Annotated in this window: 28 protein-coding genes and 1 tRNA gene; 11 read left to right on the top strand and 18 right to left on the bottom strand. The window is 71.4% G+C overall.

Features of this window, described 5'->3' with window-relative positions; genetic code table 11:
- Positions 1 to 123: 123 nt before the first annotated feature.
- Entirely contained in the window at positions 124 to 1,089 is a 966-nt protein-coding gene (locus ACFPZ3_RS68370; RefSeq protein ID WP_379525033.1) for a DUF3616 domain-containing protein, read from the top strand.
- Here ACFPZ3_RS68370 and ACFPZ3_RS68375 read toward each other — a convergent pair.
- Complete coding sequence (locus ACFPZ3_RS68375) at positions 1,079 to 1,735, bottom strand: peptidyl-tRNA hydrolase (RefSeq protein WP_379525034.1); 657 nt, start codon at positions 1,733 to 1,735, stop codon at positions 1,079 to 1,081. The genes ACFPZ3_RS68370 and ACFPZ3_RS68375 overlap by 11 nt on opposite strands.
- A complete protein-coding gene (locus ACFPZ3_RS68380; RefSeq protein ID WP_379525035.1) occupies positions 1,732 to 2,997 on the bottom strand; it encodes an MFS transporter in 1,266 nt (421 codons plus the stop codon). The genes ACFPZ3_RS68375 and ACFPZ3_RS68380 overlap by 4 nt, the downstream gene beginning before the upstream one ends.
- Before the next feature lie 71 nt (positions 2,998 to 3,068).
- Between ACFPZ3_RS68380 and ACFPZ3_RS68385 the strand changes: the two genes are divergently transcribed.
- The 3 genes from ACFPZ3_RS68385 (at position 3,069) to ACFPZ3_RS68395 (ending at position 5,220) form a co-directional block, all read left to right on the top strand.
- The gene (locus ACFPZ3_RS68385; protein ID WP_379525036.1) at positions 3,069 to 4,019 is read left to right on the top strand and encodes a GlxA family transcriptional regulator; all 951 of its coding nucleotides are present in this window, start codon (positions 3,069 to 3,071) and stop codon (positions 4,017 to 4,019) included.
- Positions 4,020 to 4,104: 85 nt separating this feature from the next.
- Positions 4,105 to 4,926 (top strand): SAM-dependent methyltransferase, encoded by an 822-nt coding sequence (locus ACFPZ3_RS68390; RefSeq protein ID WP_379525037.1) that lies wholly within the window; start codon positions 4,105 to 4,107, stop codon positions 4,924 to 4,926.
- Between the two features lie 33 nt (positions 4,927 to 4,959).
- Entirely contained in the window at positions 4,960 to 5,220 is a 261-nt protein-coding gene (locus ACFPZ3_RS68395; protein WP_465263611.1) for a hypothetical protein, read from the top strand.
- Here the strand turns inward: ACFPZ3_RS68395 and ACFPZ3_RS68400 are convergent.
- The 4 genes from ACFPZ3_RS68400 to ACFPZ3_RS68415 form a co-directional block, all read right to left on the bottom strand.
- Positions 5,210 to 6,094, bottom strand: coding sequence for a bifunctional helix-turn-helix transcriptional regulator/GNAT family N-acetyltransferase (locus tag ACFPZ3_RS68400; protein ID WP_379525038.1), 885 nt, complete (start codon positions 6,092 to 6,094; stop codon positions 5,210 to 5,212). The genes ACFPZ3_RS68395 and ACFPZ3_RS68400 overlap by 11 nt on opposite strands.
- Before the next feature lie 41 nt (positions 6,095 to 6,135).
- Entirely contained in the window at positions 6,136 to 6,375 is a 240-nt protein-coding gene (locus ACFPZ3_RS68405; protein ID WP_379525039.1) for a hypothetical protein, read from the bottom strand.
- A 166-nt stretch (positions 6,376 to 6,541) separates the two neighbouring features.
- Positions 6,542 to 6,614, bottom strand: a tRNA-Ala gene (locus ACFPZ3_RS68410).
- A gap of 68 nt (positions 6,615 to 6,682) precedes the next feature.
- Positions 6,683 to 8,182, bottom strand: coding sequence for a vWA domain-containing protein (locus tag ACFPZ3_RS68415; RefSeq protein WP_379525040.1), 1,500 nt, complete (start codon positions 8,180 to 8,182; stop codon positions 6,683 to 6,685).
- A 289-nt stretch (positions 8,183 to 8,471) separates the two neighbouring features.
- Here ACFPZ3_RS68415 and ACFPZ3_RS68420 point away from each other — a divergent pair, with 289 nt between their 5' ends.
- Entirely contained in the window at positions 8,472 to 10,085 is a 1,614-nt protein-coding gene (locus tag ACFPZ3_RS68420) for an asparagine synthase-related protein (protein WP_379525041.1), read from the top strand.
- Here ACFPZ3_RS68420 and ACFPZ3_RS68425 read toward each other — a convergent pair.
- From ACFPZ3_RS68425 to ACFPZ3_RS68435, 3 genes are read right to left on the bottom strand one after another with little or no spacing between them, the layout of a single operon-like run.
- Positions 10,054 to 10,599 carry a TIGR03086 family metal-binding protein gene (locus ACFPZ3_RS68425; protein ID WP_379525042.1) on the bottom strand — a complete coding sequence of 182 codons (546 nt, stop codon included), beginning with the start codon at positions 10,597 to 10,599 and terminating at the stop codon, positions 10,054 to 10,056. The two genes, ACFPZ3_RS68420 and ACFPZ3_RS68425, sit on opposite strands and share 32 nt — an antisense overlap.
- Positions 10,596 to 11,108: an isoprenylcysteine carboxyl methyltransferase family protein gene (locus tag ACFPZ3_RS68430; protein WP_379525043.1), complete on the bottom strand. Its 513-nt coding sequence runs from the start codon at positions 11,106 to 11,108 to the stop codon at positions 10,596 to 10,598. The genes ACFPZ3_RS68425 and ACFPZ3_RS68430 overlap by 4 nt, the downstream gene beginning before the upstream one ends.
- The gene (locus tag ACFPZ3_RS68435) at positions 11,105 to 12,160 is read right to left on the bottom strand and encodes a type III polyketide synthase (protein ID WP_379525044.1); all 1,056 of its coding nucleotides are present in this window, start codon (positions 12,158 to 12,160) and stop codon (positions 11,105 to 11,107) included. Before ACFPZ3_RS68435 ends, ACFPZ3_RS68430 begins: the two co-directional genes overlap by 4 nt.
- A 6-nt stretch (positions 12,161 to 12,166) precedes the next feature.
- Here ACFPZ3_RS68435 and ACFPZ3_RS68440 point away from each other — a divergent pair, with 6 nt between their 5' ends.
- Together ACFPZ3_RS68440 and ACFPZ3_RS68445 are read left to right on the top strand one after the other, a co-directional pair.
- Positions 12,167 to 12,430, top strand: a complete 264-nt coding sequence (locus tag ACFPZ3_RS68440) for a hypothetical protein (protein WP_379525045.1) — start codon at positions 12,167 to 12,169, stop codon at positions 12,428 to 12,430.
- The gene (locus ACFPZ3_RS68445; RefSeq protein WP_379525046.1) at positions 12,409 to 12,915 is read left to right on the top strand and encodes a GlxA family transcriptional regulator; all 507 of its coding nucleotides are present in this window, start codon (positions 12,409 to 12,411) and stop codon (positions 12,913 to 12,915) included. The genes ACFPZ3_RS68440 and ACFPZ3_RS68445 overlap by 22 nt, the downstream gene beginning before the upstream one ends.
- Here the strand turns inward: ACFPZ3_RS68445 and ACFPZ3_RS68450 are convergent.
- The gene (locus ACFPZ3_RS68450; protein ID WP_379525047.1) at positions 12,905 to 13,990 is read right to left on the bottom strand and encodes a 50S ribosomal protein L11 methyltransferase; all 1,086 of its coding nucleotides are present in this window, start codon (positions 13,988 to 13,990) and stop codon (positions 12,905 to 12,907) included. The two genes, ACFPZ3_RS68445 and ACFPZ3_RS68450, sit on opposite strands and share 11 nt — an antisense overlap.
- 45 nt (positions 13,991 to 14,035) lie before the next feature.
- A complete protein-coding gene (locus ACFPZ3_RS68455; RefSeq protein ID WP_379525048.1) occupies positions 14,036 to 14,674 on the bottom strand; it encodes a TetR/AcrR family transcriptional regulator in 639 nt (212 codons plus the stop codon).
- Positions 14,675 to 14,696: 22 nt separating this feature from the next.
- Here ACFPZ3_RS68455 and ACFPZ3_RS68460 point away from each other — a divergent pair, with 22 nt between their 5' ends.
- From ACFPZ3_RS68460 to ACFPZ3_RS68470, 3 genes are read left to right on the top strand one after another with little or no spacing between them, the layout of a single operon-like run.
- On the top strand, positions 14,697 to 16,019 hold the full coding sequence (locus ACFPZ3_RS68460) for an MFS transporter (protein WP_379525049.1): 1,323 nt from the start codon (positions 14,697 to 14,699) through the stop codon (positions 16,017 to 16,019).
- Positions 16,016 to 16,180, top strand: a complete 165-nt coding sequence (locus tag ACFPZ3_RS68465) for a hypothetical protein (RefSeq protein WP_379525050.1) — start codon at positions 16,016 to 16,018, stop codon at positions 16,178 to 16,180. Before ACFPZ3_RS68460 ends, ACFPZ3_RS68465 begins: the two co-directional genes overlap by 4 nt.
- A 48-nt stretch (positions 16,181 to 16,228) precedes the next feature.
- Positions 16,229 to 16,984, top strand: a complete 756-nt coding sequence (locus tag ACFPZ3_RS68470; protein WP_379525051.1) for a DUF2071 domain-containing protein — start codon at positions 16,229 to 16,231, stop codon at positions 16,982 to 16,984.
- Here ACFPZ3_RS68470 and ACFPZ3_RS68475 read toward each other — a convergent pair.
- The 4 genes from ACFPZ3_RS68475 to ACFPZ3_RS68490 all read right to left on the bottom strand — a co-directional run bounded on the left by ACFPZ3_RS68475 (position 16,962) and on the right by ACFPZ3_RS68490 (position 21,038).
- Positions 16,962 to 18,461: an FAD-binding oxidoreductase gene (locus tag ACFPZ3_RS68475; protein WP_379525052.1), complete on the bottom strand. Its 1,500-nt coding sequence runs from the start codon at positions 18,459 to 18,461 to the stop codon at positions 16,962 to 16,964. The two genes, ACFPZ3_RS68470 and ACFPZ3_RS68475, sit on opposite strands and share 23 nt — an antisense overlap.
- A 47-nt stretch (positions 18,462 to 18,508) precedes the next feature.
- Entirely contained in the window at positions 18,509 to 18,901 is a 393-nt protein-coding gene (locus tag ACFPZ3_RS68480) for a DUF3224 domain-containing protein (RefSeq protein WP_379525053.1), read from the bottom strand.
- Between the two features lie 35 nt (positions 18,902 to 18,936).
- On the bottom strand, positions 18,937 to 19,719 hold the full coding sequence (locus ACFPZ3_RS68485; RefSeq protein WP_379525054.1) for an LLM class flavin-dependent oxidoreductase: 783 nt from the start codon (positions 19,717 to 19,719) through the stop codon (positions 18,937 to 18,939).
- A 158-nt stretch (positions 19,720 to 19,877) separates the two neighbouring features.
- Entirely contained in the window at positions 19,878 to 21,038 is a 1,161-nt protein-coding gene (locus tag ACFPZ3_RS68490; protein WP_379525055.1) for an FAD-binding protein, read from the bottom strand.
- A gap of 127 nt (positions 21,039 to 21,165) precedes the next feature.
- On the opposite strand from ACFPZ3_RS68490, the gene ACFPZ3_RS68495 reads away from it, so the two are divergent.
- Complete coding sequence (locus ACFPZ3_RS68495) at positions 21,166 to 21,540, top strand: PLD nuclease N-terminal domain-containing protein (RefSeq protein WP_379525056.1); 375 nt, start codon at positions 21,166 to 21,168, stop codon at positions 21,538 to 21,540.
- 125 nt (positions 21,541 to 21,665) lie between these two features.
- Here the strand turns inward: ACFPZ3_RS68495 and araA are convergent, their stop codons facing one another.
- The 3 genes from araA to ACFPZ3_RS68510 form a co-directional block, all read right to left on the bottom strand.
- Complete coding sequence (gene araA / locus ACFPZ3_RS68500; protein WP_379525057.1) at positions 21,666 to 23,120, bottom strand: L-arabinose isomerase; 1,455 nt, start codon at positions 23,118 to 23,120, stop codon at positions 21,666 to 21,668.
- Positions 23,117 to 23,764, bottom strand: a complete 648-nt coding sequence (locus ACFPZ3_RS68505) for an L-ribulose-5-phosphate 4-epimerase (protein ID WP_379525058.1) — start codon at positions 23,762 to 23,764, stop codon at positions 23,117 to 23,119. Before ACFPZ3_RS68505 ends, araA begins: the two co-directional genes overlap by 4 nt.
- Positions 23,761 to 25,116 (bottom strand): ribulokinase (locus ACFPZ3_RS68510; RefSeq protein WP_379525059.1); only part of this gene is annotated, 1,356 nt, incomplete at its 5' end. The genes ACFPZ3_RS68505 and ACFPZ3_RS68510, both read right to left, overlap by 4 nt.

A 25,116-nucleotide genomic window follows, 5' to 3' on the forward strand; every position in this document is an offset into this window, starting at 1 on the left:
CGCGCCTTGCGGCCGTTCTCACTCGGGAACCCTTGATCTCATCTTCCCCATGGAGCACGACGGGAGCGTACGACAAATCCCGCCTTTGCGCTCATGAAGCGACCGAAGTGCAATCATGGCGGGGTGGAACAGGTTGAGCTGCGATTCGACCACGCCTCGCAAGCGTCCCAAACACACACGAACCTCTCAGCGATCCGGCAGAGCTCCTCCGGCCTCTGGATCGCCGGCGACGAGACCGCGACCTTCGAACACCTCTCATGGACGGGCGACCACTACGGCGGCCAGCGCACGTTCCGTCTCGCCGACCATGTCGGCCTGCCGGCGGGCCCCGAGGAGGAGGCCGACATCGAGGGCCTGGCCCGGGCGAACGGCTTCCTCTGGCTGGTCGGCTCGCACAGTCTCAAGCGCAGGAAGGTCAAGTCGAAGGACCCGGAGAAGGCGTCCGAGCGGCTGGCCACGGTGATCAGGGAGGAGAACCGCTTCATCCTGGCCTGCCTGCCGCTCGACCCCGGCACGGAACTGCCCGGCCCCGGATCGATCCTGGCGGGCAAGGACAACCTCACCGCGGCGCTGGCGGACGATCCGCATCTGGCGCCGTTCCTGGCGTTGCCCGGCAAGGACAACGGCTTCGACGTCGAGGGCATCGCGGTCACGCGGGACCGCCTCTACCTGGGGCTGCGCGGTCCCGTGCTGCGGGGCTGGGCGGTGGTGCTGGAGCTGCGGCCCGAGGACACGGGCAAGGGGAGGTTGCGGCTGCGGGAGCCGTACCGCAAGCACTTCCTGGACCTGGGCGGGCTCGGCGTGCGGGACATGTGCCCGGACGGGGAGTCGCTGCTGCTGCTCGCGGGACCGACGATGGACCTCGACGGGCCGGTACGCGTCCTGCGGTGGCGGCCGGGCAAGCGGCGGGGCGTCGTCTCAGGGGAGGAACTGGAGGCCGTGCTGGAGTTGCCGTACGGCGTCGGCTGCGACCACCCGGAGGGGCTGGCGCGGCTGGCGGACGGCAGACTCATGGTCGTGTACGACAGCCCGTCACCCGCGCGGATCACCCCGGCCGGCGGCGTGCTGGCCGACGTGTTCACGCTCTAGTCACGCGGCCGAGGAGCCAGGGCGCGTCCGCGACGAACGTGCACGAGCCCGGCTCGATCTCGGTGAACCCGGCGTCGCGCACTACGGGCAGCCCCGCGGCCACCCTGGCCTCGAAGTCAGGTGCGGCGGCCGTGCGCACGGAGAGCGCCAGCCCGTGCTCGCGCCAGGCGGCCCGCTCGCCCGCGTCGCTGGCCCACCAGGCGAGCTGCGCGGCGTGCCCGGCCTGGGCCATGGCCTTGCCCGCGGACATCTCCAGCGCCGGGTTGGCCCACAGGATCGGCGGCGCGGCGGGCCCGGGGGCGACGGTGTCGGCCAGCTCGGTGCCGGACACCTGCAGCCTGGCCAGGTCGCGCGGCCAGTCGTCCAGGGGCACGGGAGGGTGCACGCGCACCTCGGCCGTGCGGTGCTCGATCGTGCGGCCGGGCAGCCCGACCGCCCTGCGCCACTCGGCGCCCCTGGCCCTGCGCACGACCTTGCGGATCTTCCCGGTGGACTGCCAGGCGTGCAGTTCGCCGGTCCACTCCCCCGGGTCGTCCAGCAGGGACAACACGGCCATGGCGGCGGCCTCAAGGGCGTCGGTGCGCTCCGGAGGGGTGGCGCGTTCGATCCTCACGACCAGGGGCAGGACGTACAACTCATCGTTCATCGCCCTCTAGCATGCCCGATGGCCAGTGACATGCCGGCGGCGAGGAGGCAGAGGGCGCCGGCGGCGTACCAGGCGAGGTCGTAGGCGCCCAGGTGGTCGCGGGTGAGTCCGGCGCCGACGGCGGCGATCGCGGCCCCGACCTGGTGCGAGCCGAACACCCAGCCGAACACCACGGCCCCGTCGGCCCCGTAGATCCGCCGGCACAGCGCCACCGTGGGCGGCACCGTCGCCACCCAGTCCAGGCCGTAGAACACGATGAAGATCAGCATGCTGGGCTCGGTCGTGGCCGCGAACAGGGCGGGCAGCACCATCAGCGACAGTCCGCGCAGCGCGTAGTACACGCCGAGCAGCACCTTGGGGTCGACCTTGTCGCTGAGCCAGCCGGAGGCGACCGTGCCCGCGATGTCGAAGATCCCGATGACCGCCAGCAGTCCCGCGGCGACGGGCTCGGCCATGCCGTGGTCGTGGGCGGCGGGGATGAAGTGGGTGCCGACCAGGCCGTTCGTGCTGGCCCCGCAGATGGCGAAGCCACCCGCGAGCAACCAGAACGGGCGCGTCTTGGCCGCCGACACGAGCACGGAGACGGCCCTGAGCGCCGCGTTGGCCGTGCTGGGCGCGATGCGCACCACGCCCGGCTCAGCGCCGAGCGCCGTCGTGCCCACGTCCTCGGGACGGTCGCGCAGCAACCACCACACGAACGGCACCACGGCCAGCGCCGCCGCGGCCACGGTCAGCGAGGCGAAGCGCCATCCGGGCCCCTGCGCGAGCTGCGCCAGCACGGGCAGGAAGACGAGTTGCCCGGTGGCGCCGGCCGCGGTGAGCACGCCGGTCACCAGCCCGCGGTGGCGGACGAACCACCGGTCCACCACCGTGGCGGCGAACACCAGCGCCATCGACCCCGTGCCGAGCCCCACCAGCACGCCCCAGAACAGCAGGAGTTGCCAGCTCGCGGTCATGAGCACCGTGAGCCCGCTGCCCGTGGCGATCAGCAGCAGCGCGATGGCGACCACGCGGCGCATGCCGAAGCGGTCCATGAGGGCGGCGGCGAAGGGGGCGGTCAGTCCGTAGAGCACCAGGTTGATCGACACGGCCAGCGAGATCGTGCCCGCTGACCAGCCGAACTCCTCCTGCAGCGGCGTGATCAGCACGCCGGGGGTGGCACGGAAGCCCGCGGAGCCCAGGATGGCCACGAAGGCGACGGCCGCGACGAACCAGGCCCGATGAAGGCGTCGGCGCGTGGCGGGGGTGGTGCTCACAGTCATGCGCCAATCCTGATTTATCGCCTTACAAGGTCACGAGTGGCCGGAAAGCCAATATGTGTAAGAATCGGGCCATGACCCATCGGATCGCGGTCGTGGTGCTCAACCACTTCGCCCCGCTCGACCTCGGGGTGCCCGGGCAGGTGTTCTGGTCGGCGGAGACGTCGTCGGGCGAGAAGTTGTACGAGGTGGTGACCTGCTCGGAGGGTCGCGAGCCGGTGCGGTGCAGCGCGGGCTACAGCGTGCTGCCCGATCACGACCTCGACGTGCTCGACACGGCCGACACCGTGCTGGTGCCCGGCATCCACGCGGGCCGGGCGCTCAAGAACGGCACGATCTCGGACACGCTGCGCCACGCCCTCCAGGGGCGCCCGAGGACCATGTCGATCTGCACGGGTTCGTACGTGCTGGCGGCGGCCGGGCTGCTCGACGGCCGCCCGGCCACCACGCACTGGCGCGAGGCGGCCCACTTCGCGAGCCTGTTCCCGACGGTCAAACTGGACCCGGGTGTGTTGTTCGTGGACGACGGCGACGTGCTGACCTCGGCGGGCGTGGCCGCGGGCATGGACCTGTGCCTGCACGTGATCAGGCGCGACTTCGGCAGCGAGGTGGCCAACCGGGCGGCCAGGCGCTGCGTCATGCCGCCGTGGCGGGAGGGCGGGCAGGCCCAGTACATCGACCGGCCGCTCCCGTACGGGGACGGCGGCGGCACGGCGGCCACCCGCGACTGGATGCTCGCCCGCCTCGAAGCCCCGCTCGACCTGAACACGCTGGCCGGGCACGCCAGGATGAGCGTGCGCACGTTCACCAGGCGCTTCCGGGAGGAGACCGGCATGAGCCCGTCCCGGTGGCTGACCGGGCAGCGGGTGCAACACGCCAGGCAACTGCTGGAGACGACGGAGCTGGGCGTGGAGGAGGTGGCCAGGCGGGCGGGCTTCGGCACGACGGTCTCGCTGCGCCAGCACCTGCACGCGGCCGTGGGGGTCTCGCCCGTGGCCTACCGGCACACCTTCCGGCGCACCTGACGGGCCTTTCGCCGCACAAATCCAGATATATCAGGCGTTTGCGTTTAGACTCCGGCCCAGAAGATCACTATGAAGGGTCGTGCGGATGGCCGAGGCGGATCGCGTACCAGCCGGGATCAACCCGAGTGTGCCCAGCGTCGCCCGCATGTACGACTACTACCTCGGCGGCCGGGACAACTTCGCCTCCGATCGCGAGGCGGCCGAGAAGATGATCGAACTCGGCCGGAAGATGGGCAACGACGCCAGGAAGATCGCCCTGTCCAACCGGGGCTTCCTGCGCCGCGCGGTACGCATGCTCGCCGAGGCCGGGGTGCGCCAGTTCGTCGACATCGGCGCCGGGCTGCCGACCCAGGACAACGTGCACCAGGTGGCCAGGCGGTACGTCCCCGGCTCCCGTGTCGTCTACGTGGACAACGACCCGATCGTGCTCGCCCACGCCCGTGCGCTGCTGGCCAGGGAGCAGGACGTCATCGCGCTGGAGGGCGACGTACGGGACCCGGAGGCGATCCTGGCCGACCCGCTCGTCACCGGGCACCTCGACCTCTCCGAGCCGTACGCGGTCCTCATGGTGGCGGTGCTGCACTTCGTGTCGGACGACGACGAGGCCGCCGGGATCGCCGCCCGGATCCGTGAGCGCCTGCGGCCCGGCTGCCATCTGGTGCTCTCCCACCTCTACAAGGGCGACGCCACCGAGGACGCGACCCGCGCGGGCCAGCAGGTCTATTCGGGCACCACCTCGGGCGCGCTCGCCGGGCGCGGCTATGACGACATCGCCGGGTACTTCGGCGACCTGGAACTGCTCGGGCCCGGCGTCGTGCCGGTCGCGGACTGGACGGGGGACGCCGCGCCCGGCGGGAAGCACGACCTGGTCAGGCCGGGCATACTCGCCGGAGTCGGCCGCGCCTGAGTCTCACGGGCCGAGGGGCGGCCAGGCGTTAGATTGACGGGATGCACGCTGGAGTTCGCCGACTATCCGGGCAACGGCATGTACATGACCCTGGGCAACCTGGAGCTGGATCCGCGGGCCGGGCTGCTGTTCCCCGGCTGGGACCGCGGCGAGACGCTGCAGCTCACCGGCCGGGCCGTCGCCGAATGGGGCGAGCGGCCGGTGGTGCGGTTCGAGCTGGACGAGTACGCCCACCTCGCCGGAACCCTCCCGGCCGGCTGGACCGCCCCCGGCTACCACCGCTTCAATCCGTAAGGCGCTTCTCGAACCAGTGATGGGCGTACGGCTCGTCGTTGAACGGCGCCACCTCCTCGTATCCCGACGCCCGGTAGAGGGTGATGGCCTCGGTGAGCAGCCGGTTGGTCTCCAGGTGGACCTTGCGCAGGCCGTGCGCGGCGGCCCGCGCCTCGACCTCGGCGAGCAGCCGGCGCCCCAGGCCCAGCCCGCGGACGGCCGGGTCGACCCACATCCGCTTGATCTGCCCCACGCCGGGACACAGCCTCAGCGCCACGCAGCCCACCGGCTCGGCGCGCAACGTGGCGACCAGCATCATGCCCGCGGGCAGCCGCAGGTCCTCCTCGCGGGCCGGGAGGCTGCGCGCGGGGTCGAAGCCGCCGTCGAAGCGGCTGGTCAGCTCGGCGACGAACGCCTGGAGGCAGTGGCGGGCACTGGGGTGGCGGGGGTTGAGCACGTCGATCTCGATCATGGAGGCGGCCAGCAGGCGTTCGACCTCGGACATCGCGACCACCAGCCGCTCGCGCTGGCCCTCGGAGAGCGGCGCGAGCAGCGACGCGGCGGCCTCGTCGGAGCGGCGGTCGAGCAACTCCCGCTCGGCGAGGCCGGCCGGGGTGAGCCGGGCCCTGCGGACCCGCCCGTCGGGCCCGCCCCCGTCCACCACGACCAGCCCGTCGGCCTCCAGCGAGCGCAGCAGCCTGCTCATGTAGCCGGAGTCGAGCTCCAGCCGGGCCCGTAGCGCGCGGATCTCGCTGCCTTCCGCGCTGAGCTCCCAGAGCAGCCGCGCCTGCCCGAGTGGCCGGTCCCGCCCCATGAAGGCGTCGTCGAGCGCCCCGATCCGCTGCGTCACGGTCCGCTGGAAGCGGCGCACCTGACCGATTGCCGTACCGTTCATTCTCTGACTCTAGTCAGACATTAAACCCCTCGGCAACAGACTCACATGAGCAGCGGGTCGGCGACCGGGACCGCGCTGTAGTCCTCGCCGGCGACCGGCCGGATCTCCTCCCAGCGCACCCAGCGCGCCTCCAGGCTCGTCGGCGGCCACAGCAGGTATCCCCACCGCGCCCCTTCGGTGTCGTCGCCCCAGGCGAGCAGGTATCGGGCCGGGTCACGGATCGCCTCCGCGTGCTCGACGATGGGCGGCCTCCAGATCTCGGGCAGTTCCACAGAGTTCATGATTTCTAGTGTACGAACATCTGTTCTAAATCTCTACACACACGCACATGCCCGTCCTGCCGGGCGGCGGTCTACGCGGGCGTCGGCGGCAAGCACTGATCACAGCGATGGGTGCCGGACAGCAGAAAAGGCCCCGATTCCACCATGGGAATCGGAGCCTAGGGAGTGGAGCTATGGGGATTCGAACCCCAGACCTCCTCCATGCCATGGAGGCGCGCTACCAACTGCGCCATAGCCCCTTGTTCCTGTAAAAGTGTAGCCGACTTCGCGAGCGCCGAAGCACGCTCGCGAAGTCGCGCACGACGGGCTATCCGACCGCCTTGGCCCGGTCGATGAGCGTGGCCAGCTCGGACACCATCGGGTCCTCGGAGGTGGCGGCCAGCCGGTTGGCGTGCTCGCCGAGCGTGGGCAGGTCGAGGCCGAAGGCGTCCCGGTCGCGCATGTAGACGGCGAAGGCGGCCACCACGACGTCGACCTGCAGGCGTACCGGCGCCTTGTCCCAGACCGAGGCGGCCAGCTCGCCGGAGCGCAGCGACTCGCTCACCTCGGAGGCCGACCTGGTGTCGGGGTCCTGCCAGCGTACGGTGGCCTGGGCGAGCTGGCCGTCGGCGCCCGGCTTGAGCTTGAGCGCGTACAGGGCGGTGACGGAGTGTCCGGGGCCGATCTCGCCGCCGTCGCGGCTGTCGTCGCGGAACTCCTCCGTGGCCAGCTCCCGGTTCTCGTAGCCGATGAGGCGGTAGCTCTCCACGACGGCCTGGTTGAAGACGACCTGAGCCTTGGCGTCGCGGGCCCGGAGCTCGATGGTGGCGGGGAGCTGGGTGGTGAAGAGCTTGGTGGCCTCCTCCTCGGTGCTGACGTACACGGCCATGCCGTCGCCGTTGTCGGCGAGCTGCTCCATCAGCTCGTCGCCGTAGTCGCGGCCGACGCCGACGGTGAGCAGCGTGACCTGCCGGCCCGCGTACTCCTTGACCCGGTCGAGGAGGGCCTGCCACTGGGTGCTGCCCTGGTTGGCCAGGCCGTCGGAGAGCACGATGACGCGGTTCGTGGCGGCGGGCCTGAACGCCTGGGCCGCCTCCTGGTAGCCGGTGACGAGCCCGGCCTCCAGGTTCGTGCCGCCGGCGATCGTGAGGTCGTTCACCGCCTCGCGCAGCTCCTCCCTGGCGGACAGCGGGGTCATCGAGGCCAGCACCGTGGCCTCGTCGCTGAAGGAGACGATCGAGACCTGGTCGCCGGGCGCGAGCTGGTCGAGCAGTTTGTACAGGGCCGACTTGACCAGGTCCAGGCGGCCGGGCTCGGCCATGGAGCCGGACACGTCCACGACGAACGTGAGGTTGGCGGGTTTCCGCTCGGCCGAGCCGGAGGCGCGCGTCTGCAGGCCGACGCGCATGACGGCCTCGTCGCGCGAGGGCAGCTTCGCGCCGTCCACGTGCACGGTGAACCCGTCGCCCGCCGGCTGCGCGTAGTCCTGGCGGAAGGCGTTGACCCATTCTTCCGGGCGGATCTCGGCGGGCGCGGGCCAGCGGCCCTCCTGCAGGGTACGGCGGGCGTAGCCGTACGAGGCGGTGTCCACGTCCAGGGCGAACGTGGAGATCTGCGCCGTCGTCGTGTCCTTCTCGCTGTCCTGCTCAGCCTCGCTGTCCTGCTGAGCCTCGGCGCTCTCCTGCCCCGGGGCGAGTGACTTCCGGGGGACGGCCGGCTGCTCGTTGGCGTGGGCCGGCTTGGGCGCGCTCTCGCCGCTCGTGGCGCTCGGACCGCCGCCGCAGGCCGCCAAGCCCAGCAGGCCGACAAGCCCTGCAGCGACTACCAATGGGCGAAATTTCATCTCAACCACCTCCGAGCCGTATGACGGAACGCGGTTCACAGCGGCCTGGCCGGTGACGTAAGCGAGCGCAAACCGCGATCTCCACGTGATCAGTTGTGGCGCATGAGGCGATTGAGATAGGAATGACGCCGTGCGCGTCTATTTGGGACTAGCCGCAAAGGGTCAGGATATTTCTGTTGATGTCCTGAACAGAGTTCGTACCGTTATCAAAACGGCCTTTCCCGTGCCGCCCGACGCCATTCGCGGGCGTGAATGGCACGGCCGGGGCGTCTCCTTGTTCGCCTGGACCAACGAGCCCGACGACTCCCGGCAACCGCCGATGCTCTCCCGGCACGGCGACCGGATCATCGGGCTGAACGGTCACCTGGCCGATCCCGCCGACGTGGCCAGGCTTCCCGACGACTCCGTGGGCGGCTGCTTCTCGGCCTGGACCGCCCGTGACGGCGAACTGACCGCGAGCACCGCGATCAACCGGGTCTGCCCCGTCTTCTACGCCGAGACGCCCGACGCGCACCTCGTCGGCAGCCGCGCCCTGCTCGTCCACCTCGTGGCCCGGCCGCAGGTCGTCCACGACGTGCCCGCCCTCCAGACGATGGTCAGGCAGGGGTTCTTCCTGTCGGACGAGACGCCGTACCAGGGGGTGTCGGCGCTGCGGCCCAGCTCGCGGCTCATGGTGCGGGACGGCGTGCGCGGCGTCACCGAGACCCCGCTGCCGCGCGCCACGCCCGCGCCCGCCTCGGAGCGGCGCAAGCGGGCGGCGATCGGCGAGCTGGCCGAGGCGCTGCTGGCGACCGTCACCCCGCTGCGCGACCTGGGCGAGCCGGTGAACCTGGCGCTGACCGGCGGGCGCGACACCCGCATCCTGGCGGCGCTGCTGCACGCGGCACGGGTGCCGTTCAGGGTGACGACGAACGGGCTCGACACGCATCCCGACGTGATCCTCGCCCGCCGGATCGCGGCCGGGCTGGGCGTGGCGCACACGGTCATCGTCCCGCCTCAGACGGCCGCCAAGGACGCGGTGCTGGTGGAGCATCCGCTGAGCAGGGCCTGGGAGACGTTGCGCACGTGCGAGGGGATGACCTCGGCGTACGAGTCGATCGTGAGCTACCTCCCCTACTCCGGCAGGCCCACCATGTCAGGGCAGAGCGGCGAGGCGCTGCGCGCGGGGAGCCTGAACCTGCTCCAGACCGACCTCGGCGACAAGGCCCTGCGGCGGCGCATCGACACCACGTTCCGCAAGGACGAGAAGGTGTTCACCGCTGAGGCGAACGAGCACGCGTACGAACTCGCCCGGCCGTGGCTGGCCCGCCCGGACCGGCTGGAGGCGCTCGATCACCTCTACATCTGGTACAAAGTCGGGCGCTGGCAGGCCAGCGCCCGTGCGGGTGCGCTGCGGCGCGGCGATCCCGTACGGCCGTTCCTGGACAATCGCGTGGTACGGGCGGCGCTCAGCCTCGACCAGACCTGGCGACTCTCCGAAGAGGTGATTTATACGCTGATTTTGCGATTAGCCCCTAAATTACGCAACGTTCCAATAGAGGGAAAACCCTGGCGTTTCGCGGCGGACATGCCCCGCTCCTTATGGAGAAGACGCTTACCCGGGCACATGCCCACCTCGAAGACCGGCGGCGGGTGGAGCTGGCGCACCAGCCCCGGCCCCGCACTCACGGACGTGCTGCGCGAGCAGGTGCTCGGCAGCCTCGACGCCCTCGCCCCCATCGTGAACCCCGACGAAGTGCGCGCCCTCTTCACCGGCCCCGTCGTCCAGAAACCCGCCCTGGCCTGGCATCTCTACACCGTCAGCACACTGCTGACCGGCCTCTATCCGGGCAGGCGGCCACAGGACCTGCCGGAGATCACGGTTTCCAGGCCGGATCCCGCCCGATGAGCCCCAGGAACCTGTCCAGCGCGGGCGCGTCCTCGGGCACCGCCACCTCCTCGCCGAACGCTCCCTTCTCCCGGCCCCGCGCCGCCGTCTGCGCGGCGAACGCCAGCAGCGCCTGCACCGTCGGCTCCTCGACCTCGTAGTCCTTGCCCGTCGCCCGCGCCAGGTCCCAGCCGTGGCCCACGAGGTCGGTCAGCGCCATGTTCGCGAGCACGACCTTCGGCAGGCCGCCCAGGGCCTGGCTCACGCCCTCCCACGACTCGGGGCGCTCCCAGACGGCCAGCATGCGCTCGACCCGCTCGCGGAAGTCCCCGGTGTACTCCTTCGGCGGCGTGAACTCGCCGTCGTCCGCGATGGACTCGAACAGGGTCGCGCCCCATTCCAAGTGGTTGATCAGCCCTTTGACGTCGTACTCGGTGCAGGGGGTGTGCAGGCCGAGCTGGTCGTCACCGATGCTCTCCACCAGCGCGGAGGTGCGGTCGGCCGCTCCGCGCAACATCGTCAGTGTCTCGTTCATGGTGTACAGAGTGCCAGGGCTCGCTCCTCCACGCGTATGCGAACGGTGAGCAGCACCGCGTTCGCCACGGTGAACGCCGCGGCGGTCAGCCAGGCCGTGTGCACCAGGGGCAGCGCGATCCCCTCCGCGACCACGGCCACGTAGTTGGGGTGCCGCAACCACCGGTACGGCCCCCGTGAGACCAGCGGCAGCCCGGGCACCACCACGACCCGCGTGTTCCACTGCCTGCCCAGCGTCCCCACGCACCACCAGCGCAGCCCCTGGGCGAGCACGACGACGGCGAGCATGGGCCAGCCGAGCGCGGGCAGGAACGGGCGGCCGAGCAGCCAGACCTCGGCGGGAGCCGCGACCAGGAGCGCCACGTGGGCCGCGACGATCCACGGGTAGTGCCGCCTGCCGTACTCGACGCCGCCCCTGGATCTGGCCCAGGCCAGGTTGCGCCGGGCCACGACGAGTTCGGCCAGCCGTTCGAGCACGACCAGGCCGATCAGCAGCGCGTACGGGTTCACCAGTGCAGCAGGAGCAACTCGGCGGAGAAACCGGGGCCCAGCGCCATCACCAGGGCGGGGGTGCCCGGCCGGCCGCGGGTCTCCTGGAGCACGTGCAACACCGAGACCGACGACAGGTTGCCGTACTCACGCAGCGAGCGCCACGTCACGTCGAGGGCCTTGGGCGGCAGGTCGAGCGTCTCCACGATCTTGTCGATGACCTTCGGGCCGCCGGGGTGGCAGACCCAGGAGGCGACCTGATCGGGGGTGAGGCCGTAGTCGGCCAGGAACGCCTTGATGTCGCCGGCCAGCACCTCCTCCACGAAGTCCGTCAGGTCCGCGTCCAGCACGATGCGGAAGCCGTGGTCGCCCACCTCCCAGCCCATGAGGTGCTCGGTGCCGGGGTAGAGCCGGCTGCGGGTGGCGACGACCTCGGGGCCGCGCCCGCGCCCGGTCGCCACGACGGCCGCCGCGCCGTCCCCGAACAGGCCGCTGGCCACCAGGTTCGCGATGGAGGTGTCGTCGCGCTGGATCGTCAATGAGCACAGCTCCACGCAGACCAGCACGGCGACGTGGTCGGGCCAGCCGCGCAGGTAGTCGTGCAGGCGGGAGAGCCCGGCCGCGCCCGCCGCGCAGCCCAGGCCGAAGACGGGCACCCGTTTCACGTCGGGCCGCAGCCCCGTGCGCTGGGCCAGTTTGGCGTCGAGCGAGGGCGTGGCCACGCCGGTCGTCGAGCAGAACAGCAAGAGATCGACCTTTTCCGGGCGTATGTCGGCCTTGCGCAACGCGGCCGAGAGGGCCTGCTCGCCGAGGTCGAGCGCGAGTTCGACGTAGGCGTCGTTGGCGCGGGCGAAGGAGTCCAGCTTGGCGTAGTCGGCCAGCGGCAGGGCCAGGTTGCGGCCCTGCACCCCTGTGGCCGCGTGGAAGCGTTTCAGCAGCTCCTCGTCACAGTCCGTCAGCCGGGAGAACGCCTCCGTGATCTCCGCCTGCTCGTAGCGGTGATCTGGCAAAACGGTCTGTACCCCCGCAATATGCATATATCTCTCCTGCCGCTGAGAGGCCGTGGCTAACATACGGATGTGCTGCTCCCCCCTCCGACCAGGCCGCACCGGGTGGCCGTGCTCGCCTACGACGGCATGGTGCCGTTCGAGCTCGGCTGCGTCGTCGAGTTCTTCGGGCTGCCCCGCCCCGAGCTGGAGACCCCCTGGTACGACCTCAAGGTGTGCGCGGAGAGCCTCGAACCGCTGCGGGTGGTGGGCGGATTCACCATGCGCGCGGAGCACGCTTCCCCGCCGTCCTGGTCAACCCCTCGGTCCTGTACGTGGACGACGGCGACGTGCTGACCAGCGCGGGCAGCGCCGCCGGGCTCGACCTGCTGGTCCACCTCGTACGCCGTGACCACGGCCCGAACGTGGCCAACACCGTGGCCCGCCGCCTGGTCATCCCGCCGCACAGGGAGGGCGGCCAGGCGCAGTTCATCCAGGCCGCGGTCACCCCGGTGGAGGAGGACGACGCGGTGGCCACGGCGATGGCGTGGGCCCTGGACCACCTGGCGGACCCCATCGCCGTGGCCGACCTGGCCGGGGTGGCGCACATGTCGGAGCGCACGTTCATCAGGCGCTTCAAGCGGCAGACCGGGACGAGCCCGCTGCGATGGGTGATCTCGCAGCGGGTGGCGGCCAGCCTGCCGATGCTGGAGTCGACGGCGGCGCCCGTGGAGGAGATCGGGGCGGCCGTCGGGTTCGAGAGCCCGGTGACGTTCCGGCACCACTTCACGCGCGCGATGCGCACCTCGCCGTCGGCCTACCGCAAGGCGTTCAGCGCCTGAGCCGCCACAGGGACGTCACCTCGGCGGCGCGGGCCGCGTGCAGCGGGTCGTCCTCGTCGGCCGGCCGGTTGTGCCGGGGCGCGACGTCCATGCGGCCCGCCACCCACAGCCCCGCCCGCCCGAACTCCTCCAGCAACTCGGCCCGCGTGCGCAGCCCGAGGTGCTCGGCCAGGTCGGACAGGATGAGCCAGCCCTCACCCGCCGTCTCCAGGTGCTCGCCCAGCCCGCCAAGGAACCCGCGCAACATCCGTCCGCCGGGATCGTAGACGGCGTGGTCGAGAGGCGAGAACGGCTTGGCGGGCAACCACGGCGGGTTGCACACCACCAGCGGCGCGCGCCCCGGCGGGAACAGGTCGGCCCGCACGACCTCCACCTGATCGTCCAGGCCCAGGCGTGAGACGTTGTCCCCCGCGCAGGCGACGGCCCGCTCGTCGAGGTCGGTGGCCACGACGTGCCGCACGCCGCGCCTGGCCAGAACGGCCGCGAGCACGCCGGTGCCGGTGCCGACGTCGAAGGCCAGCCGGTCGCCGGGCAGCGGCGCCTGGGCGACGAGATCGATGTATTCGCCCCTGATCGGGGAGAACACGCCATGGTGGGGGTGAATGCGGTCGCCGAGCGCGGGGACGGACACGCCCTTCTTGCGCCACTCGTGGGCGCCGATCACGCCGAGCAGCTCACGTAGCTGGCCGACCGCGGGCGGGGCCGCCTGGCCGTACACCTCGGTGCAGGCCGCGTGCAGGTCCGGCGCCCTGCGCAGCGGCACCACGTGGTCCTCGCCGTAGGGGATGAGCAACATGCCGAGCGTGCGGGCGCGCTGGGACTGGGCCTGGCGATGGCGGTGGAAACCGCCGGCGGGGTCGGCCGGCTTGCAGCGCCGGCCCATGGCCTTCAGGAGCTGGCGGGCGTTCTGGAAGTCGCCGCGCCACAACAGCGCGGTGCCCTCGCAGGCCAGGCGGTAGGCGGTGGCGGCGTTCATCCCGTCGTCCGCCACGACGACGCGCTCCGGCGGCGGCACGCCCGACGCCGTGCGCCAGAGCGCCGATCGTTGCTGTCCCGCCTCTGTCCACCGGATCATCAGGCCCTGACCGTTTCACGAACCACCCCCCGGCGGCCACCTCTTTTACGGGAAGAGTCCGTTGACGAGGGCCCGCACACCCTTGGCGTAGGTGTCACGGGCGGTCAGCTCCACCCACCGCCCGGCCACCTCGCTCAGCCGGGGGAACTCCCCCGCGTCCAGCTCGGCGAACACCCGCTCCCTGTGGGTGCTCCCGCCCTCCTCCTGCCGCCGCCGCGCCGCCGTCCTGCCGCCGATCTCGCCCGCCGTGTAGTGCCAGATGATCCGGTACGCGTCCACGGCCTCCTCGATCGTCAGCCCCGCGCGTACGGCGGCGTCGACGATCTGCTCCGGATACCACAACGCCCCCACCGACATCAGGTCGTCGGCCCTGAGCACCTCGACGGCCCACGGGCACCCGGACACCGCCTCGCGCATGGCCATCGCGGCGGCCACCACGCGCTCGCGCGGCTCCTGCGGCAGCTCGGGCCGCGGGATCCCGGCGGCGTAGTCGTCGAGCAGCAGCAGGAGCAGCTCCTCCTTGTCGCGCACATGGTGGTAGATCGCCATCGCCGTGCTGCCGACCTCCTTGGCCAGCCTGCGCATGGTGAGCCCGCCCACCCCGTCTTCGTCGATCACCCGGTTGGCAGCGGCCACGATCTCGGCCCGGGAGATCTTCGGCGGTCTTCCTGTACGCGTCGGCATCTCGCCATGTTACTTTTTATACATGTATAAAAACTCATCGGTCATAGCCGTGCTCGCCTTCGCGGTGGCCGTGGGCACGCTGCAGATGACCGTCGTGGTGCCGCTGCTGCCAGGTCTCGGGCGGCAGCTTCATGTCTCCTCCACCACCGTGTCGTGGGCGCTCACCGCCGGCCTGCTGTCGGGCGCGGTCTCCATCCCGCTCCTGTCACGCCTCGGCGACATGTACGGCCGGCGCACGATGTCGCTGGTCGCGCTCGGACTGCTCGTCGTCGGTTCCGTGCTCAGCGCCGTGGCGGGCACGCTGCCCCTGCTCATCGCCGGCCGGGTGCTGCAGGGCGTCGCCGCGCCGCTGCTCCCGCTGGCCATGGGCCTGGTCCGGCAGGTGGTGCCCGCCCACCGGCTGCCGAGCGCGATCGGGGTGCTCAGCGCCACCATCGGCGTCGGGAGCGGGGGCGGCATGATCCTGGCCGGGCTGCTGAACGGGGAGCACCGCCCGGTGTTCTGGACGCTGGCTGGACTGGGCGTCCTGAGCTTCGTCCTGGTGGCGGCCCTGGTGCGGGAGACACCGGCGGGCGGGTCCGGGCGGCCGGACCTGGCCGGGGCGGCGCTGATCTCGGTGTGGCTCGTCTGCCTGCTGCTGGCGGTCAGCAAGGGCGCGGCCTGGGGCTGGACCTCGCCGCTGACGCTGGGGCTGTTCGCCGCGGCCGTGGCGGTGGCCGCGGTGTGGGTCGTGACGGCCCGCCGTGCCGCCTCGCCGCTGATCGAGATCCCCATGCTGCTGCACCGGGGGACGGTGGGGGCGACCGTGGCGTCGTTCCTGCTGGGGTTCGCCCTGTTCGCGGCCATCACGACGGTGTCGGCGGTGGCCCAGGGCTCGCTCGGGGCCTCGGTGTTGCAGGTCGGGATCTACCTGTTGCCGACGACGGTGCTGATGCTCGTGGTCTCTGTGCTGGCGGGCCCCCTGATGCGCCGCTTCGCCGCCGCCACGCTCGTGGCGGGCGGCTCGGCGCTGGTGACGGCCGCCGCGTTGTGGCTGACGGTGTCCAGGTCGTCCGGCGCGGACCTGTACGGGGCCGCGACGCTGCTGGGGCTGGGGATCGGCCTCGGCTACGCGGCGCTCGGGACGATGGCCGTCGAGCACGTCGAACCCGCCAAGACCGCGGCGGCCGGCGGGGTGAACGCGCTGGTCAGGATCGTGGGCAGCAGCGTCGCCGGCGCGGTGGGGGCGGTGGTGCTGGCCGGTGGGGGCGCCGGGTGGACCTTCGGCGTCGCGGCCGTGGCGGCCCTGCTGGCGGCCCTCTTCGCCGCCGTCCACGGAAACCTCTCGCGAAAGGAACCGGCATGACCGACGAACAGCGCCTCGTCGCCTGGGGTGACGAGCTGATCAAGTTGCACGACGGGTTCCGCAGGGACCTGGCGAACCTGCGGTCGTCCCGCACGGCGGACCTTCGTACGCAACTGGTCCCGGTGCTCAACACCATGCTCACCCTTCCCGAGGAGGTCTGAGGGCGTCGAGGTCGTCCAGGTGGCCATCGCCGCGCATACCGTGGGTACATGACCTTCGCCGGCACCCCTCGTCCGCGCCCGCGCTGGTACCACGCGGAGACGGACCTGGACGACTTCGCCATCGTCAGCTACCGCGTGGACCCCGGCGCCCTGGCCCGGCACCTGCCCAAGGGCTTCGCCCCGATGGAGATGATCTTCGAGGACGGCCCGGGGGCCCTGGTCTCCGCCGTGGCCTTCACCGACCGCGACTTCCACTTCCGGTTCCTGCCGCAGGTGGGCATCGACTGCGGGCAGATCAACTACCGGGCGTACGTCACCGCGTACGGCAGGCCGGGCGTCTGGTTCTTCGGCACCGCGCTCGACCACCCCGTCGTCGCGATCCCGCGCTACGTGTGGGGCATGCCGTGGCGTCGCGACCGCATCCGCATCGACGCGGACTGGGCCGCCGCCCCGGCCCGCTGGCGGCTGCGGGCCGGGCAGGCGCACTGCGAGGCGAGCGAGCTCCCCGAGCCGCTCGCCCGCCTCGAAGGCTTCACCGGCGAGCAGGACTGGCTGGAGCGGCTCACCCACCCCACCCTGGGCTGGTACCGGCGCAGGGACAACCGGGTGGGCACGTACAGCATCTGGCATCCGGTGATGCGCCCCCGCCATCTCACCGCCTCCTCCGCCAGGTTCCCCGTCTTCGAGCGCCTGGGCCTGATCAAGGAGGACACACCGCCGCACTCGGTCCTGGCGCAACCCAGCCTGCACTTCGACATCCACACCCCGCCGCGCCCGTTCGTCAGACCAGCACCCCGGGGTTGAGGATGCCCCGGGGGTCCAGGGCGGCCTTGGCGGCCTTGAGCGCGAGGGCGAACGGGTCCGGCCGCTGCCGGTCGTAGAAGGGGCGGTGGTCGCGGCCGACGGCGTGGTGGTGGGTGATCGTGCCGCCCATGCGCAGGACGGTCTCCGAGACGCGGCGCTTGAGGTCGTCCCACTGCTCCAGCTCGGCGCCCTTCACGGCGGGGACGATGATCGTGTAGTACGGCGCGGGCCCGTCGGGGTAGGCGAAGGCCAGGCGGCAGGTCGTCGTGCCGGCCTCGCCCTCCGCCAGGACGGCCTCGTGCAGGGCGGGGAAGCGGTCCCAGGTGACGGCCGTCTCGATCGTCTCGGCGATCACGCCCAGCCCCGGGTAGGCGTTGCGCAGATACGGCATCCGGGTGAACGCCCCCTTCCACGCCAGGTCCTGGCGGGCCTCACCGGCGACGCCGCCGTGCCAGGAGACGATCTCCAGCGCCCGCGACATCCACGCGTCCACCGGATGCCCGGCCGACTCGAAACCGACGATGAGCACGGCGTGCCGCCCGTCGCCGCCGGAGGTCAGGGCGGCCTCGCGGGCGTCCAGCAGGCGGCAGTTGGACGGGTGCAGGCCCGACTGGGCCAGATCGTGCACGGCCGCCACCCCGGCCTGCCACTCCGCGAAGCGCACCGGCAGCGAGATCTTGTGCACCGGGCGGCGGTGGACGCGGATCCAGGCGCGGGTGATCACGCCCAGCGCGCCCTCCGAGCCGAGCAGCCAGCGGTCCGGCGACGGGCCCGCGCCCGAGCCCGGCAGGCGGCGCGACTCCCACATCCCGGCGGGGGTGCTGGCGCGGATGGACTCCACGAGGTCGTCGATGTGGGTGTGCAGGGTGGCGAAGTGGCCGCCCGCCCTGGTGGCGATCCAGCCGCCGAGCGTGGAGTACTCATACGACTGGGGGAAGAAACGCAGTTGCAGACCGTCGGGCAGCCCCGCGTTGATCTCAGGGCCCGTGGCGCCGGCCTCCACCAGGGCCGCCTGCGAGTCCTGGTCCACCTCCAGGACGCGGTTCATGCGACCCAGGTCCAGGCAGAGCGAGGGGCCGTCGAAGCGCGACTCGACGCCGCCCACGACGCTCGTGCCGCCGCCCCTGGGCACGACCGCCACGCCCTGGTCGGAGGCCCATTCGAGGACCCGCGCGATCTCGTCCTCGTCGCGGGGCAGCGCCACCAGGTCGGGGGCGTTGGCGAAGTCGCCCCGGTAGGCGCGGATCAGGTCCCGGTAGGCCTGCCCGTACGTGCGCACGGCCCGCTCGTAGGGATCGGCCGTGCAGAACGGCGGCACGGGAATCCGGGGCGCGGGCACCAGCCCCGGCGAGAACGGCACGGGCGGCTCCCACGCGTCCGGCTCACCCAGCCCCGTGTGCTCGGTGAACAACCGGGCGATCTCTCGTAACTCTGACTCGGCGGGCTCGGGGCCCCACGCCCAGTGGCTTGTCGGCATAGGACGATTGTCATACCGGGATGAGGATCGATCACCCCTGTGACGCGTCAGAGCGTGTAGTCGAAGGTGTAGGAGTGGGTGCCGTCGGGAGCGATGGCGATGCCGATCTCGCCTCTCAGACCCCGCAACTCCCCCGTCGCCGAGTCCGCGACGACCCTGACGCTCACCGACTGCTCGCCGCCGTCTCCCCTGGCGTCGTGCTGGACCACGAAGCTGCCCGTCCGGCCGTCGAGGGTGCCTTCGAAGCGCTCCAGCGCCACGTACGAGCGCGAGGTCTCCACCGGGGTGGTGGCGATCAGCATGGTGACGACGCTGGTGCCGGTCAGGTCGCCGTGCCAGGCCTTGTCCAGGGTCACGAGCCCGAGCGTGACGCCGTCGCGGTCGTCGAAGGGCGGCTGGGGAGTCCAGTTGGCGGTGTCGAAGGTTCCCTTTGCGGTCATGGCGCCATCGTGGCAGGCATACCTGTCAGGTGGCGTCAGGTACCGGCGAGCCGCTCCACGACCGGCGCGAAGTCGTCCATGAACTGGGCGTTCACCGACACGTACGAGACCCCGAGATGATCCCTGCGCCGCCGCAGCGTGTCGGCCATCTGCTGGGGCGTGCCCGTGAGGATGCCGGTGCCGGTGCGGCCGAAGCGTTCGAGGGCCCACCCGGGCGGTTCCTCGCCGGCGCAGACCAGGTTCATGCCGAGCTCCAGGGTGTGGAAGCGGTCGCCGGCCAGCTCGTACAGTTCGTCGAGCTTGGCCGCCACCTGCTCCTCGGTGTACTGCGGCGGCACGCCGAGCGTCACCGTGTCGGCCTTCTGGGCGGCCAGCCGCAGCAGTTTGGTGCCGGCAGCGGCCACGAGGATCCTGACGTCCTTGACGGCGTCGATGGTCTGGGAGAGGCGCTCGATGCGCTGGCCGGGCGTGCCGAACCTGACGCCGAGGGTGGCCGCGTCCCGCTCGGCGTCCGGCCGTCCGGCCCCGAGGCCCAGCTCGAACCGGCCGCCGGTGAGCGTGTGCAGGCTCGCGGTCTCCCACGCGACCGCTCGCGGGGTGCGGTTGGGCGCGCTCAGCACGAACGTGCCGACGCGCAGGGTCGTCGTGGCCGTGGCGGCGACGGCCACGGCCGTGAACGGTGACAGCGTGCCCAGTGTGTCGGGCACCAGCAGGGTCGCGTAGCCGAGGCCCTCCGCCCGGCGGGCCAGGCCGGTCCACGCGTCGGCGTCGGGGGCTTGTCCGGCGACCGCGCCGAACCTGAACGTGTGATCGGTCATGAGTCCTCCTTCGTCGGCCTCATGACCAAGGTGCTGCGTCTAATGATGATCTCGACAAGCTCGCTCATGCATCAACGATGTCCGACAGGCCGACCGGGCACATCGTCCCCCGGACCGGTGGGGCGCTACATCCGGGGGCGCAAGCCCTCCGCCGCTTCCTACTCCCCCAGCAGTACCCGCGTGAAATCGTTGCCGAACTTGCCCTCCGGGTCGAGCCGCCGCACCAGCGAACGGAACCGCTCCGGGCACTCGGGCAGGCGGGTGAACAGCTTGCCCCAGTGCGGCCGCGGCTCGAACGGCGCCAGCGTCTCCTCCACCAGCTCCAGCACCGGCATCACCGCGGCCACGTCCCTGATCCAGGTGAAGTGGATGCCCACGCTGTCGCGGCCGTGGAACGGGCTGAGCCACAGGTCGTCGGCGGCGACAGAACGCACCTCGGAGATCTGCAGGACCGGCCGGATACGGTCACCGATCGCGTACAACTCGCGCAGCGCCTTGACCGCGTGCTCCCTCGGCACCAGCAGCTCCGACTGCAGCTCGTCGCCGGCGCCGCTGGGCGGGAAGTCGGGGCGGAAGTGCGGCAGCCGCTCGTGCCACGGGCCGGGCACGCCGAGCTGCACCGTGCAGCTGTCGGCCGGCATGGCGGGCAGGGGGTGGCGGGGGCCGTCGGCGGCGGTGGTGCCGTACCAGTCTGGGGTGGTCAGCTCCTCCTCGCGCTTCAGCCAGACGCGGGTGTCGCGGTAGTCGGTGAACAGGCTGACGCTGTAGCCGCTGGACATGATCGTGTCGAAGTCGGAGAGGGCTTCCACGGGCAGGCCCTCGCGTACGTACTGACGCAGCTCGAAGGCGGGCACCAGGTCCAGCGTCAGCGACGTGACGATGCCGAGGGCGCCGATCGACACCACCGCGCCGGGGAAGTCGGCGTCGCCGCGCCTCAGCGACAGGGGTGAGCCGTCGGCGGTGACGAGGTCGATCCCGGACACGGCGGCGGCCAGGCTGGGAATGCCCTCGCCGGAGCCGTGCGTGCCCGTCGCGACCGAGCCGGCCACGGAGATGTGCGGCAGCGAGGCCATGTTGGCCAGCGCGAACCCGGCCTCGTGCAGCCGCGGGGCGAGCCGGGCGTAGGTCATGCGCGCCCCGACGCGTACCTTGGCCGCCGCGCTGTCGATCTCCACCAGATCCAGCATCCGGTCCAGCACCACGAGGTCGCCGGTGGTGTCGGCGACGTGGTTGAAGGAGTGCCCGCTCCCGAGTGCCCGTACCCGGGCGGCGGCCGCGACGAGCCGCTGAAGCTCGTCGAGCGAGGTCGGATGATGCACAGCACTTGCCTGGAATGTGGTGTTTCCAGACCAATTGGTCAGCGTCACGGCCTTACCTTCCCACAGCAACACCTTGTCAGCCCGACCGGGTGCCGCTAGTTTCAGGTGCCGCCGACGGAGGTATGCCGTGCTCTATCTGTCCGAGGTCCTCGGTCTGGTCACGCTCGTACTCTGGCTCTATTGCGTCTTCGACGTGATCACCACGCCAGACGCGCTGTGCCGTAACCTGCCGAAGATCGCCTGGGTGATCGTCGTGTTGTTGTTCCCGTTGATCGGGTCGGTCGCCTGGCTGGTCGCGGGCCGCCCCGAGCGGGCCTCGCAGGCGGTCACGCGGCCCAGCGCCTTCCCGGAGTACGACCGCCCGGGCCGCTTCGCCGCCACCAGCCCGGACGACGACGAGGAGTTCCTGCGCCGCTGCCGCGAACGCGCCGAGGAACAACGCCGCAACGCCCCCAAAGACCCGCCGACGACCAACCTCGGTCCCTCAGAGGGGAGCCCATGACGACACCCCACTTCGGCGCACGCTCCTCACCGCGGGCCGGCCTCCGCGAGCCGGCCTCCCCCTCTCACCCCTGAAGGACCCCGGCCGGAGTACGGCCGGAAGGGGAGGGCGGGCCCGCAGGAGACCTAGAAGCCCTGGGCGAGGCGGTAGTAGGCCTGGTTCCAGCGCAGCTCCTTGGCGAAGCGCTCGGTGGTGGTGTCGGCGTCGATGACCACCAGCTCGACCGCCAGCATGTCCGCCAGGTCGGTCAGCTCCTCCCGCCCGACAGCCTTGGACAACACCGTGTGGTGCGGCGCACCGGCGGTGAGCCACGACTCGGTGGAGGTGCGCAGGTTCGGCCGCGGGCTCCACACCGCCCGCGCCACCGGCAGCTTGGGCAGCGGATGAGGCGGCGTGACGACGTCGATCTCGTTGGCCACGAGCCGGAACCGGTCCCCCATGTCGGCCAGGCCGACCACGATGCCGGGCCCGGGCTCGGCGTCGAACACGAGCCGCACCGGGTCCTCACGGCCGCCGATGCCCAGCGGGTGGATCTCGCACGACGGCGTGCCTGAGGCGATGGACGGGCAGACCTCCAGCATGTGCGCCCCGAGGATGAGCTCCTGCCCTGGCGTCATGTTGTAGGTGTAGTCCTCCATGAAGGAGGTGCCGCCGGGCTCCATGGCCTTCAGCGTCCGCAGCAGCACGGAGGTCTTCCAGTCGCCCTCACCGCCGAAGCCGTAGCCGTCGGCCATGAGCCGCTGCACGGCCAGGCCGGGGAGCTGCCGCAGCCCGCCGAGGTCCTCGAAGTTCGTGGTGAACGCCTTGAACCCGCCCGACTCCAGGAAGCTCCGCAGCCCCAGCTCGATCCTGGCCGCGTAGCGCAGCGACTCGTTACGCTCCCCGAGCAGCTCGGGCGCCACGGTGTAGAGCTCCGCGTACTCCTTGACCAGCGCCGTCACATCGGCGTCGGAGGCGGCGTCCACGGCCTCGACCAGGTCGTTCACGCCGTAGGTGTTGACCGAGACGCCGAACCTGAGCTGCGCCTCGACCTTGTCGCCCTCGGTGACCGCCACGTCGCGCATGTTGTCGCCGAAGCGGGCCAGCTTCAGCGTGCGCACCTCGGCCAGGCCCTTGGCGGCGCGCAGCCAGGTCAGGATGCGCTCGCCCACGGCCGGGTCGCTGACGTGCCCGGCCACGGTCTTGCGCGGCACGCCGAGCCGGGTCTGGATGTGCCCGAACTCGCGGTCGCCGTGCGCGGCCTGGTTGAGGTTCATGAAGTCCATGTCGATGGAGCTCCACGGCAGCTCCACGTTGGCCTGCGTGTGCAGGTGCAGCAGCGGCTTGCGCAGCGCGTCGAGCCCGGCGATCCACATCTTGGCAGGTGAGAAGGTGTGCATCCACGCGATCACACCGGCGCACGAGTCGTCGGCGTTGGCCTCCAGCATGATCCGCCGGATGGCCGCGGCGTCGGTCAGGACGGGCTTCCACTCCACCGGCATGGGGAGCTGCTCGGCGATGCGCTGGGACTGCTCGGCCACCTGGCGCAGCGTGTCCTCGCCGTACAGTCCCTGGCTGCCGGTCAGAAACCAGATGTTCAACGCGGGCTCCTCTGTCCGTAGACGTTCTGATAGCGGTCGTAAAGGCGGTCGATGTCGTCCTGCGGGATGGGCAGCGGGTCGCCGAGCTGGCGGGCCACATGCACGGTACGCGCCACGTCCTCGCACATCACGGCGGCCTTCACCGCGGCCTTGGCGTCCTTGCCGATGCTGAACACGCCGTGGTTCTGCATGAGGACGGCCTTGGAGCGGTGCCCCTTGAGCGTCTCGACGATGCCCTGCCCGATCGAGTCGTCACCGATCAGCGCGAACGGCCCGAGCGGGATCTCGCCGCCGAACTCGTCGGCCATCGCGGTCAGCACACACGGGATGGCCTCGCCGCGGGCGGCCCACGCCGAGGCGTAGGTGGAGTGGGTGTGCACGACACCGCCCACGTCGGGCATGTTGCGATAGACGTACGCGTGCGCGGCCGTGTCACTGGACGGCGAGTGCTCGCCCTCCACCAGGTTGCCGTCGAGGTCGCACACGACCATGTTCTCCGGCGTCAGCTCGTCGTAGGAGACCCCTGAGGGCTTGATGACGAACAGGTCCTCGCCCGGGATCCGGCCGGAGACGTTCCCCGCCGTCCAGGCCACCAGGTTGTAGCGGACCAGCTCGGCATGCAGGTCAGCGACGATCTTTCTCATGCGTGGGCCTCGTTCCTGATCGCGCGCAGCGCGTGCAACATCTGTCCGTCTCCGAAGAAGTCGTGGAGCCTGCGGTACTCGGCGTAGAGCCGGTCGTAGGCGTCGGCGCGGGCCTCGTCGGGCACGTACGCGCTCTCGGCGCGCTTGCCCATCGCCCCGGCGGCCTCGTCGATGGAGGCGTACTCCCCCGCGGCGACGGCCGCGTGGATGGCCGAGCCGAGCGCGGGCCCCTGGTCGGAGCCGATGACCGACAGCGGGCGGCGCAGCACGTCGGCGTAGACCTGCATGAGGAAGGGGTTCTTCAGCAGCCCGCCGGCGACCACGAACTCCTCGACCGGCACGCCCGACTTCTCGAACGTCTCCACGATCATGCGGGCGCCGTACGCGGTGGACTCGATGAGCGCCCGGTAGACGTCCTCGGGCTTGGTCGCCAGGGTCTGGCCGACGATCACGCCGGAGAGGTTGTGGTCCACCAGCACCGAGCGGTTGCCGCCGAACCAGTCGAGCGCGACCAGCCCGTGCTCGCCCACGGCTTGCTTCTCGGCCAGCGCCGTGAGGGCGTCGTGCCCGTCGGTGCCGAAGTTGTCGACGTACCAGGCGAAGATGTCGCCGACCGCCGACTGCCCGGCCTCGTAGCCCCACAGGCCGGGCACGATGCCGTCCTGGACCACGCCGCACATGCCGGGCACCTCGGCGAGCCGGTCGCTGGGCATGATGTGGCAGGTGGAGGTGCCCATGATGGCCACCATCTGGCCGGGCTTGACGGCGTCCGCGGCGGCGGCGGTGACATGCGCGTCCACGTTGCCGACGGCCACGGCCACACCCTCGGGCAGGCCGGTCCACTCGGCTGCCTGGGCGGTCACGTGCCCGGCGAGGCCGCCCAGCGGGGCCAGCGTGACGCCGTTGACGTCGTCGCCGACCTGGCCGGTGGCGAGCTTGCCGGCGAATCCGGCGAAAGCGGGGTTGAGCTCGGCGAGATACTCCTGGGACGGGTAGGCGCCGTCCTGGAAGACACCCTTGTAGCCGACCGTGCAGATGTTGCGGCTCTCGACGCCGGTGAGCTGCCAGATGATCCAGTCGGCGGCCTCGATCCAGCGCTCCGCCCTGGCGTACACCTCGGGGGCCTCCTCCAGGACCTGCAGGCCCTTGGCGAACTCCCACTCCGAGGAGATCTTGCCGCCGTAGCGCGGCAGCCAGCTCTCGCCCCTGCGCGCGGCCAGCTCGTTGATCCGGTCGGCGTGCGACTGGGCGGCGTGGTGCTTCCACAACTTGGGCCAGGCGTGCGGCTCGGCGGGCGTCTCGAAGCACAGCGGGGTGCCGTCGGCCGTGGTGACCCGCCAGTACTCGCCGTT

The organism is Nonomuraea insulae (assembly GCF_042656245.1).